The organism is Paenibacillus koleovorans NBRC 103111 (assembly GCF_004000845.1).
Taxonomy (GTDB): Bacteria; Bacillota; Bacilli; order Paenibacillales; family NBRC-103111; genus Paenibacillus_AA; species Paenibacillus_AA koleovorans.
Genome location: NZ_BIMA01000143.1, coordinates 1 through 15,529, shown reverse-complemented (window position 1 = coordinate 15,529; position 15,529 = coordinate 1). Strand labels below are relative to the sequence as shown.

The window sequence follows — 15,529 nt, the reverse complement described above, 5'->3', positions numbered from 1 at the left end:
TCTTGCTCTTGCTCTTGCTCTTGCTCTTGCTCTTGCTCTTGCTCTTGCTCTTGCTCTTGCTCTTGCTCTTGCTCTTGCTCTTGCCCTTGCTCTTGTTGTCGCATCCGCTCCGCCGCTCCTCTCTCGCTCACGCCTCTGCCCGCTACCGCTGCTCCGCCGCCAACCGCAGCGCTTCGCGCACCACGCCTTCGGCACGGCCCAGCAGCCCACCCGCTTCATCGGGCCCGACACCGCCCAGCAGCATGACGATGCTCGTCTTCACCTGATGACCTGAAGCCTCCATCGCCTCGGCCACCGCTTCGTCCGACGCGCCGGTCGCCATGCTGACGATCGTCTTCGAGCGCTCCCGCAGCTTGACGTTGGTCGGCGACATGTCGACCATCAGGTTGCCGTACGCCTTGCCGAGCTTCACCATCGTCGCCGTGCTGATCATGTTCAGCACGAGCTTCTGCGCGCTGCCCGCCTTCAGGCGCGTCGAGCCGGTCAACGCCTCGGGGCCGACCGGCACCTCGATCGCCAAGTCGGCCGCGGCGCCGATGAGCGAGCCGCGGCTGCAGGCGAGCGCGATCGTCGCCGCGCCGATCGACGCGGCGTACTGCAGCGCGCCGACGACGTACGGCGTGCGCCCACTGGCGGCGATGCCGACTACGACGTCAGCCGCCGAGAGGTCCCGCTCGCGCAGCTCGGCCGCGCTCCGCGCGGGATCGTCCTCCGCCGACTCGTCGGCGCGTTCCCGCGCGAGGCCGCCTGCAAGCAGCGCCTGCACGAGCTCCGGCGGCGCGCCGAACGTCGGCGGGCACTCGTAGGCGTCGAGCAGGCCGAGCCGCCCGCTCGTGCCGGCGCCGACGTAGAACAGGCGCCCGCCGCCGCGCAGCGCTGCCGTGACGCGGTCGACCGCGTCGGCCACGAGCGGAAGCACCTCCGCGACAGCGGCAGGGACGAGGGCGTCCTCCGCGTTCAGAAGCGTCAGCATTTCGAGTGTGGAGCAATTGTCCAACTGAGTCGTGCGCGGATTGCGCTGCTCCGTGTCCAGAGTTCTCAGTGAGATGGGTTGTTGCATAGGGGGTTCAGCTCCTCAGCTAACGATCATTTTCGGTAATTATCTCCTTTTAATAAAAACAAAAAGGAGCGTTCCTCCATTCATTATAGAAGAACGCTCCAGCTTCTGTAAAGCGGCAACTATTTCTCCACCGCTCGGCTTTTCGCAATCTGCGCTGCGGGCCTCAACCCGCGCAACTTCTGCGACGAAGCAAGCAGGACGCCGCCGACAATAAGCACCGAGCCGAGTATTTGCACCCCCGTCACCGGCTTGCCCAAAATCCAATACCCAGTCACCATCGCGACGAACGGCTGCAGATTCATGAACACCGCCGCTTTGCTCGCGCCTACTTTGCGCATCTCCCGGTTCCATACAAGCCCGCAGACGACCTGCATCAGAATGGCGCATGCGACCAGCAGCCCCCAAGCCCACACAGCCGTGCTCAAGTCGAACACCGATTCGCGACTCAGCGCTACCGGGATCAGCATGCTGGTTCCCAGCAACGTGCTGTAGTACGAGATCGTATACGCGTCCCGGGTTTCAGCCCATTTTCTGGTAATGATCATTGAGAAGGAGAACGAGATGGCCGACACCACCATTCCGATTTCCCCTGCATGAAAGCGGATCTCCTTGCCGGCCGCCACGACCGAGAATACACCTGCCAGAGCGACTAACGAGCCAATCCCCATCGTCAGCGTGAATCGCTCCTTCAAGAACACCGCCGCCAGCAAAGCGACCATTATGGGCGAAGTGGAGGTAATAAGCGCGGACGTCGTCGGGTCGGCATCCTGCAGTGCGATGTAGAACGAGGCCTGGTTGATGAAGGTCAGGAAGCCCAAGGGAAGCAACAGCTTCCAATCGTGCCGATTCAGCTTGACGAACCGTTTGGAGAAATAAGCAAAGCATGTGAAAAACGTTATGGTCACCGACAGCCGGCAAATCGCAAGCAGCATCGGCGGAAATTCGTCGACGAGCATCGCCCCGAACACGAAATTACTGCCCCATATCGTCACGCAGAAGGTCAGCCAAGCATAAGCGCGAATCATCTTCAGTACCCCTCTCCCACGCGGCCCCGTTCACAAGCGAAAGAGCAGCCGACACCTCCTTGGGCGCGACCGCTCTTCTTATCGTTTCCCTAGCTTAAGAGACTACCTTGAACGGCTGCTGTGCGTCGCCAGCCAGCTTGCGCACCATCAGCCTCGCTACGCGCATATGATCGACTTCGTCGACTATCAGCTCGTAGCCGTCATACTGAATCTTCTGGTTTTTCTTCGGCGGGATCTCCACCTGCGAGTATACCCAGCCGCCAATCGTATCGTAATCTTCCGTCTCGATCTCCACCCCGAAGTAGTCGCAGAACTCTTCGATATGCAGCAGACCGTCCACGGAATACATGGTTTCGTTTTTCTTCTCGATTGCCGGGCGGTCCTCGTCGAACTCGTCGTGAATTTCGCCGACCAGCTCCTCCAGAATGTCCTCCATCGTCACCAAGCCGGATGTGCCGCCGTACTCGTCGATCAGGAGGGCGATCTCGGTCCGCTTCTTCTGCATCATCTTGAGCAGGGTGCTGATCGACATCGATTCCGGAATATTGATCAGGGGTCTCACGATGGTCCGGATATCGTCCAGACCGTCCTTGCAACGCAGCAAATCCTTGATGTGCACGAATCCGATGATGTTGTCCTTGTCCGGATCGCAGAGCGGATAGCGGGTCCGCAGCTCGGCGGTCGCAATCTCCATATTCTCTTCGAACGATTTGTCGGCATACAGACAGGCAAGCTCGGTACGAGGAATCATAATTTCGCGGGCGACCGTCTCGGAAAATTCGAACACGTTGTCCACGAGGGCCAGCTCCGTGTTGTCGATGTAGCCGCTCTTGTGGCTTTCTTTTACGAGAATCCGAATTTCTTCTTCGGTATGCACCGCATCATGCTCGGCTTCCGGTTCGACACCCGACTTCCGCAGCATCCAGTTCGACGCGCCGTTCAGCACCCAGATGAAAGGGTAGAACAGCTTGAAGAACATGTAGAGCGGAATGGCCGACCAGAGCGTCACTTGCTCGGACTTGCGGATCGCGTAAGTCTTAGGCACTTGTTCACCAATGGTGATATGGAACGAAGTGACAATGGTAAAACCGATGACGAAGGCGATAATAGAAATAATGCTCTCTGGCAGGAAATCATGCAGCACCGGTTCCAGAATACGGGCTATCGTAGGCTCTCCCAACCAACCGAGGGCAAGCGATGCAAGCGTGATCCCCAATTGGCATGCCGACAAGTAAGCGTTCATGTTGCCCATGATCCTTTGAGCAATCTTCGCCATGAAGTTGCCTTCCAGAGCCAAAGCGTCAATCCGGCTGCTTCTCGCTTTTACCATTGCGAATTCGGCCGCTACGAAAAAACCGTTCAATAAAACCAGTACAAGAGCTAGAGACAAATTCAGTATTATCGGACCAGGGTCACTACCCAAATAACTCCCCATCCACCTCATTCAGCCAAATTCGGCTGCAGGCAGATAGGTACACCTCCCTTATTTAACAAGTATGTGTCCATTATAGCAAGGAACGTCAGGAAATATCAAAGTCGCGCAACCCCTCTAAACAGCCGATTTTTATTTAAATGTTCAGATAACTTCTCGATTCCTGCCGAAAATGGCTCGATACGGTCATATATGACCCTTGATTGGACAGTTGAATATCTTAGCGCTAAAAATTTCAACTTTCATCCCCCTTATTTTCGCCAAATTCATGCTCTCGCCCAAATAGCGGTACGCCACAGTTACTAGGTCATTTAGCGGTGGATAAAGCGGGTGGTTGCGGGATACGAAGTACCAAAGTAAAATTGTAAGATCCTAAGCAAGGCTAGCGGGTGAGAATTGCTGCTGCAAGGCGGATTTCGTGCTTAGAGGTGGCGGGAGAGCGGGAGTTGCTGCTGCAAGGCGGATTTTCGTGCTTAGAGGTGGCGGGAGAGCAGAATCTGCTGCTGTAGGGTGTATGCATGGCAAATCCACCTAAGTAGTTACTACGCCACCGCGTTATTCCGTCCGCGCTCAGAAAAAAAGACGCCGCCCCAACCGGGACAGCGCCTCTCGCCTCTCGTCAACCTATTGCTTTACCTTAAACGACTTCACAGCCGCATCCGCCCGAGCCGCATTCGCTTCGGTGTTGACCGCTTCGTTGATTTTGAGCGTAATCGTATACGTAACATTACCTTGGCGGAATACATACTCCGTCTGCTGGTACGGCGTGAAGTTCGGTGCATAGGACACGGAGATTTTCTTCCCGCCCCCGGCAAACGTCGCATCGTCCGTAATCTCATACGTAAACGTGTTGTCGTTCTCGTTGCTCTTCTTGTGGCCTTGCTCGAGCTTCTTCACGACGTCGTCGAGGCCGGTCTTGTCATCCGCTTCTACGGACATCAGGCCGCCGGTGAATGTGAAGCTGGAGCGCGCGCTATCCTTGGTGTTCAAGTAGCTGCTGGAGGTCCATGTTTCCGGAAAACGTATGCTGTATTTATATTTCTCGTTCTTATAAAGGGACGTGCTGCCCTGATCGACAAGCTCCTTTTCGTCTTGGATGAATCCGAGACCGGCGATCATTTCGTCCTTGCTCACTTTGACCGAATCCAGGATGCTCTTCAGCACCTTTGCCACTTCTTCTTCCTCTTCGTCCTTCGTGAACACGATATTGATCTGGTACTTGTACTTGTCCTTGATCAAGTAGACGACTTCTTTCGCATCCCACTTGTCGCCGCCCATCCGCCATTCGTAACGCACATGTTTGACAGGTACGCCGTCCGCCTCCAATTCCTGCCACGCTCCGACTTTCTTATAATCGTCCTTATAGCGCGACTGGAAATCAGCTTCTTCCCGTGCGGTCCACTTCGCCAGCGTCTCCCCGGAGGAAGCGGAAGTGACATTCACACTAACGTCGAAGTCATAATCATCATGGCTATAGCTCAAGGTATTTCCATACGACGGCTCTTCCCAACCGGATGGCAGCTCGAACACCAGCCCGTATTGATTCGCGAACAAGGTGCCGCCTTCTTTGAAATTCGAAATATCCTTGAGCGCGGTATCCTTGTCATCGAAACTGATGGTAAAGCTGTCAAGCAGATCGATGAAGGAATTCAGCTTCACCTTGTTCTTGTAGTTATCCTCCGAGCGGACAATCAGCCCGATGCTGTAAATTTTGTCCCCTTTCAAGAACGAGCGGGATTGCAAATATGCGTCTGCAGCCGAGGAAATAGCGACAACCTTGGCATACGAGTTCGGCTCTCGCTCCACATAACGCTTTTCCAGAATAGTATCACCGTAACCGCTCTTCGATACATTCCGCATCAAGGCCGCAACGGACATGTCTTCGTTCTGATCCTCTTTCACTTCAATGACGAGAACGAATTCGCCCTTAGCATCGCCGAACATGACGCGTCCGCCTTCGGTGCTCTGGTTCGCCATCACCAGCCCGGCCGGATACTTCATAGACCAGCCATAATGGCTGTCCCCGATCTTCGTCTTGCCGCGGTCATTGTCGATGTAGGAGCCGTCAGAAGTCTGAATCCAGTCCTCCGAGGTCGATTCGTCTTCCTCCAGGACGACGCTGCGGACGACGGTTTGGCCTTCGGATTGCAGCGTAACGCGAAGTGTATCCTTCGGCAAATATTTTTTCATCAGCTCATTGTACTCGACAATTGTAGACACCGGCGTCTGGTCGAACGAGATGATGGTGTCGCCTTGTTTGATCCCGCCCTTGGCCGCCGGGGAATCCGGATCGACATAGGAAACCGTAAGCGATTCCTTGGCCGGCAAACCGACCACCGCTTCCCAGCTCTCTTCGAGCTCGAGCCCCATGTAAGGGCGCATCACGCGGCCGTATTTCTCGAAATGCTCCAGTACATAGTTGACCGTATGCACCGGAATGGCGAAGCCCATGCTCTCGACGGAATAATCGACGAATTTCATCGAGTTGATGCCTATGACCTTGCCGTCGGTATTGACGAGCGCGCCGCCGCTGTTGCCCGGATTGATGGCCGCATCCGTTTGGATCAGCGTATACTTCGATTCGACGGACCGGTCCAGGCCGCTTACGATCCCGACCGTTACCGAGTTGCGAAGCGCGAAGGAGATCGGCGTCCCGATCGCCATGACCGTCTCGCCTACCTTGATATCGTTCGGGGAAGCGAATGTGGCGGACGACAAGCCGAACGCTTCGATTTTCACCAGGGCCAGGTCGCTCACTTCGTCAAAATGCGTCGTTTTGCCCGGATACGTCTTCCCGTCCGAGGTGACGACCACTATGTTCTTCATCCCTTTCACGACATGCGCGTTCGTCAGGATGACGCCGTTCGACTTCACAATGACGCCCGTGCCGTGCGCCAGGTTGAACCGGTTGTTCTCCGTGTTTTTATTGTCGGTCGGTTTGCCGATGATCGCTACGACGCTAGAGGATACTTGCTCTACGATTCTAGGAATATCCGCATTCGTTCCGGATGCCGCAAAAGCGGTCAGCCCGTTCGTCCAGAGACTGAGCAGCAGGCAAATCGCTACAATCCAGCCCGCTCTCCTCTTCGTCTTGCCGTTCTTTCCTCGCATACCTGCTCCACTCATCCTCTTAATCCTCTCCGTCTCTCAATCTCTTGGAAAATGACACATATTCTCTCTGAATCTACCATAGGCGCGATAGACGTTCAAGGTGTTTTTTCCCACTTCGCTCAAATCGCTATGCATGTGCGCCAGCAAACATTTTTGCCGCGGCGCGACACAGATCGGAATGAATTGGCTATGCTAGTAAGGTAGCCCGAACATGGAAGCAAGGAGCGATTGCAGATGCATGAAGTAAGGTGGATGAACGAGGCGATCCAGCTCGCCTATCGCAATGTGGAGAGCGGCAACGGCGGTCCGTTCGGCGCGATTGTTGTAAAGGACGGGAAAGTGATCGGCACGGGCGTGAATGAGGTGACTTCTCACAACGACCCGACGGCGCATGCCGAAGTGCAAGCGATCCGGGAAGCATGTCGGCTTCTGGGCAGCTTCCAGCTGACGGACTGCGACATCTACACCAGCTGCGAGCCGTGTCCGATGTGTCTGGGCGCCATCTATTGGGCCAGACCGAGAGCGGTCTATTTCTCGTTCGACCGGGGCGAGGCGGCCTCGATCGGATTCGACGACGCCTTCATCTATGATGAGATCGGCGCTCCTCTGGAGCAGCGACGCATTCCGATGCATCGTTTGCAGGGCGATACGGCCGAGGATCCATTCGTACTGTGGCGCACCTCACATGGACGCGTCGAATATTAGGGAATCACGACGGAATCAGTTTGGAATCATAGCGCTTTTTCTTAGAATAGGGAACCAACCCTTTTCGAAGAAAGCGCTCTTTTTTGTATTGACAACGGCTTGTATGCCGCATTACTATTAGGTTACTCCCAAGAATCACAAGGAAACCATAACTATTTCTATTCGAGGAGGTGTAAAGTAAACCAGATTGAATCATGTTTTGTCAGGTTCCGTTCTAAGTGTTGTCAAATTTCAAATCGCTTAAGGAGGATTTCATTGATGAACGTCATCCACAGAGCCCCCACGGTACGTCTAGCGCTACAGCTGATGCTGATTGCCCTAACCTCGTTCGCAGCCGTCGCGGGGCTATTCGCCGTTTCCCCCGGATCGGCTTCAGCCGCCGGAACGACTTACTACTTCTCCACCTCAGGCAGCGACAGCAACAACGGGCTGTCGGCCGCCTCGCCGAAGAAGAACGTCGGTCACGCCCTTACTCTGATGTCGGCAGGGAATACGATCCTGTTCAAGCGCGGCGACGCTTGGTACAACACGACACTGGACTTGCAGAGCAAGGCCGGCACCCTTACGAGCCCGATTACGATCGGCGCTTATGGAACCGGAGCGAAGCCGGTCATCGCCGGCATGGACATTCTGAACGATGCCGGCTGGACGAACATCTCGGGCACGAATCGCTGGCGCCACACATACACCGGCTACACCAACGCGGAGCGCGTCTTCGCGAACGGCGTGCCCAAGCAGCGCGTCGGTTCCGCCAGCGCGGTCGATCAGCTGTACGAATGGGCGATGGACGGCACATACATCTATCTGTATACCGGCTCCCCCACCGTCGGCCCGAAGAACGTCGAGACGATTCCCGTCGGCCGCACATCCACAGCTCTCCTCTATAACACTCATTTCGTTACGATTACCGATATCGATTTCCGAGGCGGCTCGAATCTGAATGTCATTTATACAAGAGCCCCCAGCTCGCACATCACATTCGATAATCTGATCGTCCAACGCGCCGTACACTCCGGCATTCTCGCCCAGAACGAGACCGGCGCCGGCAACAATCCGAACGACTACGTCTCACATCTGACTATTACGAATTCACTGATCGACAAAGTATGGGAAGCCAAGGAGAACGAGACCGAAACGACCGAAGGAGACGGCGTCTTCCTGCGCCATGCGGTGGACGGCGCGGTCGTCCGCGGCAACAAGATCATCAACTGGGGCCACTCCGGCATCGCCATTACGTCCTACGCAGAAGGGCTGCATGGGGTGAAACGCGTCATCGCCGAGCAGAACGATGTCTCCGCCGGCATCTCCGGCTACATGCACGCGCTCGACATGAACGGCTTCGCCGGCCTGACGCAGAACAATATCATTCGCCGCAACTATTTCCACGATTATACGACAACGAGCCACATCCTTGGCGGGTATAACAAAATTTACGGCAATATTTTCGCCGGCCTGCGCGCCACTGTGCTTCCCGGCCACTCCGTGCAGCCTTACGCAATGGACCTCGCACCCTGGCACTACAACGGCAGCGGCCCTTTCATGGAGGCAAAGAACACATTCGTCGTGAACAATACCGTCATGGACACCGAGCAATATTCCATCGTCATCACCGACGAAGCCGGCAATCCGAACCCGGTAACGAACAACATTATCGGCAACAATATTTTCGGCGACTATGGCACGAGCTACCGCGGGGAAGTAGCCATCAACGTAGGTGACACGGTAGCAGGCGATATTTATGTGCGCAACAACGCCTTCTACGACAACAGCTCCGTGGTCGCCCGCTACAAGAATCCGAGCACTCCGAACTATACGGCGACGCAGTTGAACACCACCGTCTGCCCGACCACATGCAGCGGGAACGAGCAACTCAACCCCTTGTTCGCCGACGAAGCGAATCGCGACTACCGCCTCACGTCAGGCTCCCCTGGGTCGGCGAAAACCGGAGCCAACAACTACGACTCTATCATGGGCAGCGGCTACACCGACTTCTTCGGCACGCCGTTTGATCCGAACGGCCGCAGCATGGGCGCCATCCAATACCCGGGCGCTACCCGCTCGAACTTGGCTTCGGGCATTGCTCCTACGTTCAGCACGATTCACAACGACACGACGCCTTCGAAGCTGACGAACGGGAACACCTCTTCCTCGGACAACGTGGCGGTCGGGAATCCGGGCGATATCGCCTATGCCCAGATCGACCTCGGCGCGCTGAAGGATGTCAGTCAGATCAAGATGTGGCACTACTACACAGATGGTCGCACCTACAAGGACGTCATCGTTCAGCTGTCGCAGACGCCGGACTTCAGCAGCTATGTGACGACGGTGTTCAACAACGACCAGGACAATTCCGCTGGCCAAGGCTCCGGGTCCGATGCGACATACGCCGAGACAAGCGCCGGCAAGACGCTGATGTTCGCCCCGGTGACGGCGCGGTATGCGCGGTTCTGGCTCGGCGGCAACTCGGTGAACGGCTACAACCACTTTGTCGAGCTGCAGGTATTCGGCACGGAGCCGATCTCCAAGCTCGTGTCGCAATACCGCGACATCACCTATAACATGGGCGATAACGACACTTATCCGTCGAAGCTGACGGACGGCGACCTGAACTCGGCCAACTACGTAGCCGTCGGGGGCACCGGCGCGGCGAATGCCGTCATCGACTTGGGTGTTAAGCTGAACTTGACGAAAATCAAAATGTGGCACTATTACGCCGACAGCCGGAAGTACCGCGACGTCATCGTACAAATTTCCGATCAAGCCGACTTCAGCACATACACGACGGTGTTCAACAACGACACGAACAACTCCGCCGGCCAAGGTACGGGCACCGATGCGGAGTACAACGAGTCGAGCGCTGGCAAAACGGTGACATTCAGCCCTGTTAACGGCCGCTACGTCCGCTTCTGGGTGAACGGCAGCACCGCCAATGCGTACAACCATTTCGTGGAGCTGGAAGTGTACGGGTACTAAAACCGGCTGTTAGACGGCGGTTCGGCAAACTTATTTTTCGAGCGCGACCCCCTCATTTCGATCCAGGCATGCGAATATACTGTATTGCAACCTATCACTACCCTGAAAGACATCCATTACTCAGCCCTCAAAATCTGATTAAGGCGGTGTTCCCCCATGGTATGGATACTTGTAGCAGTCGTTATCGCAGCTGTCGTCGTGTTGCTCATTGCGGCGAATAGCCGGAACTGGCGGATTCTGGAGACCGGCAACGGTCGTGTCGCCGAAGAAGTGTATGCCAAGCATGCGTATTTGAAAGACAACCAGGTAAAGTGCAAACTCAAGACCGAGCAAAGCCAAGCAATGGGCGCCATTCAAGGCGGCGGCGGAGCCATGCATGCCGTCGATTCGCCGGCGGTCGTGAGGCTGTACGTGCACAAGAAGGATGTCGACCGTGCGTCGACGCTGCTCGAGGCGTACAACAAGGAAATCGAGTTTTCGTTATAGGAATGGAGAAGAGCCCTGGAATCCAGATCCAGGGCTCTTTTTTGTGCATTCGGGCGTTACTTGGCTGCGTCGGTCGCTTGCTGGAACGCCTGCAGGAAGGCGCTCACGGGTTGGGCGCCGCTCAGCGCGTATTTGTTGTTCAGGATGAAGAACGGGACGCCGGATATGCCGACTTGACGGGCGAAAGCCAGATCTTCCTGCACCTGCTTCTCGCCTTCCCCTGTCGCCACTCGGGCACGCAGCTGCTCGGGGTCGCCGCCGACTTCAGCCGCCAGCTGCAGGAGCACCTCGAGCCGGCCGATATCCTGGCCCTCCTCGAAGTAAGCGCGGAACACTGCATCGACAAACGCCGTTTGGGATTCTCCGGGCATCAGCTCGATCAGTTGATGGGACAGCAGCGTGTTCGGCATGAACTCGACGCGGTCAAAATCAAAGCGCACCCCCGATGCTTTCCCCGCCTGCACGACTTGATTGAACAGCTGCGGCAGGTCGGCACGGCCGCTGAATTTTTTCGTCATCGTTTCCCGGAATGGCAACCCTTCCTTCGGCGTCGTCGGGTCCAACTGGAACGCCCGCCATTGCAGCTCGAACGGCTGCCCCCATTGCTCCAATGCCGCGAATAAATTTTGTTTGCCGATTCTGCACCAAGGGCAGACCGTATCCGAAAAGACTTGAATTTGCATGCTGGTTGCTCGACCTCCGTGGGTTCGTTGATGAATTGCTTGTTACTTTTAAGTCTACTGCAATTCGTACGGGAAAGCCAATGCGAGCCTGCCGATTGGCAGGGTGAAACGCATGCGGACGCCATTTCGTAGAAGGGGTATAATGAGTAAAACGGCGAATCCGGGAGGGCTCCAGATGTTCCAGAGGGATTATATAATGCGCATGATCGAGCAAATCTCGCAGATGGCCGGCACCCTGATCGGGCTGAAGCAGAGCAAGCAGCCCCAGCAGGCGTTGCTGCATATCGACGAGCTGCTGAGGCGGCTCACCGGCTTGACCTCGCGGCTGCTGAACGGCTTGTCGGACAGCTCGCTGCTCGATTTGCTGCGGCAAGGGCCGGAAGGCGGAGCCGGCAAGGTCGTTCTGGTCGCCAAGCTGCTAAAGGAAGAGGGCGACTTCGAGCAAATGCTGCACGGCGTACCGCACGGATACTCCCGTTATTGCAAGTCGCTGTACCTGTATCTGAAGGCGACGGAGGAAATGGATGCTGCCGATCGGGAGCTGCTGCGCGTCGACGAGGATATCGCCGAGCTGCTTCGACTGCTGCATCCTTATGAGCTGCCTTCGGCCATACGCGCCGAGCTATGGCCTTATTATTCCGCTACGGGACGTTATGCGGATGCGGAGAACGAGCTATTCCGCCTGCTCGATGAAGGCTACGGCGGGAACGCGCTGCTAGGCGCTGCGATCTCGGCCTATGCCCGGCTGGTCGGGCTGGATGACGAGGCGCTTCAGGCCGGCGGACTGTCCCTCAAGGAGGCGCAGGAAGCGCTGGAGCAGCTACAGGCGATGCAGACGGCTGTCGCCGAGGTTTCCGAGCCCTCTTCCCTATAAATCATATCTCCGTTTTCGTTGCAAGCTTGGAAAACAAACGTTCGCATTTCGGGGCCGCTACGACCAGTTCGATCAGGATGCGGCCAGCGGCGTTTTTCTGAAAATGATTGCTCGCTCAGGCTCTTGTTCTCGCTCTTTTTCATTTCTGCAGCCCGCTCCAGCTTCTGTTACATTATAGGGGAATCGGACTATAAGAGGGAGCGAGCGCATGTTGATTCCTGTTTCTTCCTCCACCCCATCGCCATACCGCTACAGCGACGACCCCACTATCCGCGAAGAAGTATTCCATTGTTTGGAGCAGCGCTTCGGCTTTAGGATTCAAGGCCACGTTTCCGGATTCCCCGGCTTGCTGAATATGAAATGGCTGATCGAGACCGACCGAGGTCCCTATTTCATCAAATATTATCACCCTGACCGATACAACCTTGGCGATGCTTCCAGACGCTCCAGGCTAGAGCGTTCCTTATCCTATCAGCACTATTTGCACGAGAAGAGCCGAATATGTCCGCAGGTGTACCCGAAAGACGGGACGTTCGTACAGCGCACCCCGTCAGGGGCTTTCTTCATCGTCATGGAAGCCGTCACCGGCGAGTGGATCGGAGCGGGCCAGTGGAATAGCGAGCAGATGGCCGCCTTAGGTCAGGCAACGGGCACGATGCACCGGCTCTTGGCGCCATGCGACGCTTATGCCGTGGAGTGGGTCCCGGATTTGGGAACGATGCGGGACAAATGGAAGCTCAACTATGACCAGCTGCTTCAGGGCGAGAAGGGGACGTCTGCGCGCATGCTTGCTGCGATCGAGAAGCAAGGGGCTCTGCTGGCGACGCTTGATCCGAGCGCGTTCGTCGAGTCGTTGGCACCCCATTGCGCGCATTGGGATTTGTGGGCGGACAACTTGCTGTACCACCCCGGCACGGGTCGCGTGAGCCTGCTTGATTTCGATTCTACGACCTTCGCGTACACGCAAGTGGATGTCGCTCGCGCTTTGCTGTCCGGCGCTTGGCACAACGATCGGCTGGACCTGAGCCGCGTGGCGGCGTTCGTGGCGGCGTATCGCGAAGCCTATGAGCTGCCGGTCGGCGGATTGCCCGCGGCATTCAGGCTGCTATGGTGCCGGGAAGCCGGATGGTGGCTCAAGGGGACGTATGAAGAGTGGAGCGTTCCGCCCAAACGGTTCGCGGAGGAGCTCATCTGGCTCACGGAGCAGTGGGAGACGTTGGACGAATTGTTGGGCGGGATTTAATCCAAGGGGAGATGGACGTACGGCTCACCATGACGCAGCAAACGCTGATTGTGGTATAATTCATGTATGAGAAGTTATCGGAAGGTGGTCCAGTATGGATAACGAAATGTTAGAAATTCTAAAAGCTCTACGAGCCGGGCAAGAGGTCCTCATTGCAAAATTCGACGGGATGGATATGCGGGTGTCCGTGCTTGAAGGCGATATGACGGCACTTAAAAGTGACATGGCGGCACTTAAAGGCGACATGACAGTACTTAAAGGCGACATGACAGTACTTAAAGGCGACATGACAGAAATGAGAAACGATATGGCTGAAATGAAGGAATACCTGAAGATTATTGGCGGCAAGGTTCTGGAGCAAGAGGCGAGCATCAATGTGTTGAAACGAGCAAAATGACGCAAGAATAACTAAGGGGCCTTTCGGCCCCTTTTACATCCTATCGATCACCTTGCTTGGTCTACTCCATCTCCGCCAAAGCTTGCTTGTCGTCTTCCAACGCCTCGCGAGCTTGGTCGACCGGCGCTTGGTTGAAGCTGAGCGATGCATCGTCCAACGCATGTTCAGCTTTCTCGATAGCATTGTGCGCCTGTTGCAGCGTAGTGTCCGTCGGATGCGACTGAGCTTGGGTGACGGCGCGATGGGCTTTCTCGACGGAGTTCTGCGCTTGGGAGATCGGATTCTGCGACTGCAGACTGGAATCGTGTCGGTTCATGATGTGATTACCCCTTCTCTGCTAAGGAATCAATTGAATGGCAATGTCCTTACTATGGCAAGGGGGAAAGTAAATTATTCAAGCACCAAGACACATATTCATTATACGAGTAACGCAAATAATACAAGTTCACACACAAGAGAAAAACCTTGAAGGCAAGTAGCCAATCAAGGCTTACTAAATTAATTCGATTCTTCTCTATTCCAAGGGCTAGATGCATTTTCTCGCCATGCGACCCATCCTAAGGGTAGATCGGCAACTGCAGTAGTTGCAGGGTCAAACTCTACAATCTCCTCAAATGCGACCAACATAGCATTTTCCATATCAACGTCAGTACCGCTATGAAACTGCCACATTCCATCATCAGCATCGTGTGACACAAATAAGATGCCTCTCTTATTCTCAATTACTCAAACTTCGCAGAGCGAAATCATTCTTAACCCTTATTTCGCTTGCTCTGAGAGCGACAAAGCGGAATCTTTTCCCGGCAAGGACGCTGTTTATCGATTTTTAAACCACACCAAATTCGCATGGCGGCGGTCCCTTTCCTCTCTAAGCGTTGCGACGATTCAGAAAGTCGAGCGACTGACTTCCGACAACCGCGTGACCGCGTTCATTTTTGACGATTCGATGTTTGACCGGAACCGCAGTAAAGCGGTGAAACTGCTCGCAAGATTCAAGGATCAAGCGACCGGAGCCTATTACAAAGGCTTCCGTATGCTTACAATGGGATGGTCTGACAGCCATACGTTTATTCCGATGGATTTCGCCTTACTCAGCCTACAAAATCGCAGATCAACGGTATCATCGAAGGAATCGACAAACGCACAATCGGGTATTAACGCCGTGAAGAAGCGCTACTTCCTGCTCCGAAGGTGATCGCGTCTATGATCGACCGCGCCATAGCCGCCGGTGCCTCTGCATCGTACGCCTTGATGGATAGCTGGTTCACCCATGCACTGCTCATAAAAGAAATTGTTGGACGAGGTCTTCATGTCATCGGCATTGTTAAAAATATAACAAACGATACCTCGTAGAACCGGTTATCTCAAGGTGATCTGCGAAATGCGGGAATAATGTATAGTTGTGTATGTTTTTGACGAAATGAATAATGAATTATTGAATAAAAAATAAGAGTGCTGCCCCAGCGCTGGGGTGGCACTCCTAATCTTGATTTCATATTGTAGACAATAACCGCGTTCTTATTATTACTTTTTAGAAAAC

At 55.2% G+C, this 15,529-nt stretch carries 13 protein-coding genes and 1 pseudogene; 7 read left to right on the top strand and 7 right to left on the bottom strand.

The genetic code is table 11. The features are described from left to right. Positions 1–142: 142 nt before the first annotated feature. The 4 genes from murQ to PKO02S_RS28655 form a co-directional block, all read right to left on the bottom strand. A complete protein-coding gene (gene murQ / locus PKO02S_RS28670; RefSeq protein ID WP_127588442.1) occupies positions 143–1,060 on the bottom strand; it encodes an N-acetylmuramic acid 6-phosphate etherase in 918 nt (305 codons plus the stop codon). Between the two features lie 119 nt (positions 1,061–1,179). Then, positions 1,180–2,085 carry a DMT family transporter gene (locus PKO02S_RS28665; RefSeq protein WP_127588441.1) on the bottom strand — a complete coding sequence of 302 codons (906 nt, stop codon included), beginning with the start codon at positions 2,083–2,085 and terminating at the stop codon, positions 1,180–1,182. Between the two features lie 94 nt (positions 2,086–2,179). Next, positions 2,180–3,520, bottom strand: a complete 1,341-nt coding sequence (locus PKO02S_RS28660; RefSeq protein WP_127588440.1) for a hemolysin family protein — start codon at positions 3,518–3,520, stop codon at positions 2,180–2,182. Positions 3,521–4,141: 621 nt separating this feature from the next. Further along, the gene (locus tag PKO02S_RS28655; RefSeq protein WP_127588439.1) at positions 4,142–6,643 is read right to left on the bottom strand and encodes a S1C family serine protease; all 2,502 of its coding nucleotides are present in this window, start codon (positions 6,641–6,643) and stop codon (positions 4,142–4,144) included. A gap of 219 nt (positions 6,644–6,862) precedes the next feature. On the opposite strand from PKO02S_RS28655, the gene PKO02S_RS28650 reads away from it, so the two are divergent. From PKO02S_RS28650 to PKO02S_RS28640, 3 genes are all read left to right on the top strand, one after another. Next, positions 6,863–7,333 (top strand): nucleoside deaminase, encoded by a 471-nt coding sequence (locus PKO02S_RS28650; protein WP_127588438.1) that lies wholly within the window; start codon positions 6,863–6,865, stop codon positions 7,331–7,333. A gap of 258 nt (positions 7,334–7,591) precedes the next feature. Next, a complete protein-coding gene (locus PKO02S_RS28645; protein WP_127588437.1) occupies positions 7,592–10,306 on the top strand; it encodes a discoidin domain-containing protein in 2,715 nt (904 codons plus the stop codon). A gap of 156 nt (positions 10,307–10,462) precedes the next feature. After that, positions 10,463–10,792: a hypothetical protein gene (locus PKO02S_RS28640; RefSeq protein WP_127588436.1), complete on the top strand. Its 330-nt coding sequence runs from the start codon at positions 10,463–10,465 to the stop codon at positions 10,790–10,792. A 56-nt stretch (positions 10,793–10,848) separates the two neighbouring features. On the opposite strand, the gene PKO02S_RS28635 is transcribed toward PKO02S_RS28640, so the two are convergent. Then, positions 10,849–11,475, bottom strand: a complete 627-nt coding sequence (locus tag PKO02S_RS28635) for a DsbA family oxidoreductase (protein WP_127588435.1) — start codon at positions 11,473–11,475, stop codon at positions 10,849–10,851. Positions 11,476–11,617: 142 nt separating this feature from the next. On the opposite strand from PKO02S_RS28635, the gene PKO02S_RS28630 reads away from it, so the two are divergent. From PKO02S_RS28630 to PKO02S_RS28620, 3 genes are all read left to right on the top strand, one after another. After that, the gene (locus PKO02S_RS28630) at positions 11,618–12,349 is read left to right on the top strand and encodes a DUF6483 family protein (RefSeq protein ID WP_127588434.1); all 732 of its coding nucleotides are present in this window, start codon (positions 11,618–11,620) and stop codon (positions 12,347–12,349) included. A 208-nt stretch (positions 12,350–12,557) separates the two neighbouring features. Then, a complete protein-coding gene (locus PKO02S_RS28625) occupies positions 12,558–13,592 on the top strand; it encodes a phosphotransferase enzyme family protein (protein ID WP_127588433.1) in 1,035 nt (344 codons plus the stop codon). A 94-nt stretch (positions 13,593–13,686) separates the two neighbouring features. Further along, the gene (locus tag PKO02S_RS28620; RefSeq protein ID WP_127588432.1) at positions 13,687–13,989 is read left to right on the top strand and encodes a hypothetical protein; all 303 of its coding nucleotides are present in this window, start codon (positions 13,687–13,689) and stop codon (positions 13,987–13,989) included. 61 nt (positions 13,990–14,050) lie between these two features. Here the strand turns inward: PKO02S_RS28620 and PKO02S_RS28615 are convergent, their stop codons facing one another. Continuing rightward, positions 14,051–14,305 carry a hypothetical protein gene (locus PKO02S_RS28615; RefSeq protein WP_127588431.1) on the bottom strand — a complete coding sequence of 85 codons (255 nt, stop codon included), beginning with the start codon at positions 14,303–14,305 and terminating at the stop codon, positions 14,051–14,053. Between the two features lie 182 nt (positions 14,306–14,487). Beyond that, positions 14,488–14,685, bottom strand: coding sequence for a hypothetical protein (locus PKO02S_RS28610; protein ID WP_174819969.1), 198 nt, complete (start codon positions 14,683–14,685; stop codon positions 14,488–14,490). A 64-nt stretch (positions 14,686–14,749) separates the two neighbouring features. Here PKO02S_RS28610 and PKO02S_RS28605 point away from each other — a divergent pair. Then, positions 14,750–15,341: pseudogene (locus PKO02S_RS28605) on the top strand (transposase); the annotation flags it as partial. Positions 15,342–15,529 lie beyond the last annotated feature (188 nt).

What these genes read in the sequence shown, in the direction of transcription:
- PKO02S_RS28660 (WP_127588440.1), bottom strand. Translation starts at nt 3,520, where the DNA reads ATGGGGAGTTATTTGGGTAGTGACCCTGGTCCGATAATACTGAATTTG.
- murQ (WP_127588442.1), bottom strand. Translation starts at nt 1,060, where the DNA reads ATGCAACAACCCATCTCACTGAGAACTCTGGACACGGAGCAGCGCAAT.
- PKO02S_RS28655 (WP_127588439.1), bottom strand. Translation starts at nt 6,643, where the DNA reads ATGAGTGGAGCAGGTATGCGAGGAAAGAACGGCAAGACGAAGAGGAGA.
- PKO02S_RS28620 (WP_127588432.1), top strand. Translation starts at nt 13,687, where the DNA reads ATGGATAACGAAATGTTAGAAATTCTAAAAGCTCTACGAGCCGGGCAA.
- PKO02S_RS28645 (WP_127588437.1), top strand. Translation starts at nt 7,592, where the DNA reads ATGAACGTCATCCACAGAGCCCCCACGGTACGTCTAGCGCTACAGCTG.
- PKO02S_RS28630 (WP_127588434.1), top strand. Translation starts at nt 11,618, where the DNA reads ATGAGTAAAACGGCGAATCCGGGAGGGCTCCAGATGTTCCAGAGGGAT.
- PKO02S_RS28665 (WP_127588441.1), bottom strand. Translation starts at nt 2,085, where the DNA reads ATGATTCGCGCTTATGCTTGGCTGACCTTCTGCGTGACGATATGGGGC.
- PKO02S_RS28650 (WP_127588438.1), top strand. Translation starts at nt 6,863, where the DNA reads ATGCATGAAGTAAGGTGGATGAACGAGGCGATCCAGCTCGCCTATCGC.
- PKO02S_RS28625 (WP_127588433.1), top strand. Translation starts at nt 12,558, where the DNA reads ATGTTGATTCCTGTTTCTTCCTCCACCCCATCGCCATACCGCTACAGC.
- PKO02S_RS28615 (WP_127588431.1), bottom strand. Translation starts at nt 14,305, where the DNA reads ATGAACCGACACGATTCCAGTCTGCAGTCGCAGAATCCGATCTCCCAA.
- PKO02S_RS28640 (WP_127588436.1), top strand. Translation starts at nt 10,463, where the DNA reads ATGGTATGGATACTTGTAGCAGTCGTTATCGCAGCTGTCGTCGTGTTG.
- PKO02S_RS28635 (WP_127588435.1), bottom strand. Translation starts at nt 11,475, where the DNA reads ATGCAAATTCAAGTCTTTTCGGATACGGTCTGCCCTTGGTGCAGAATC.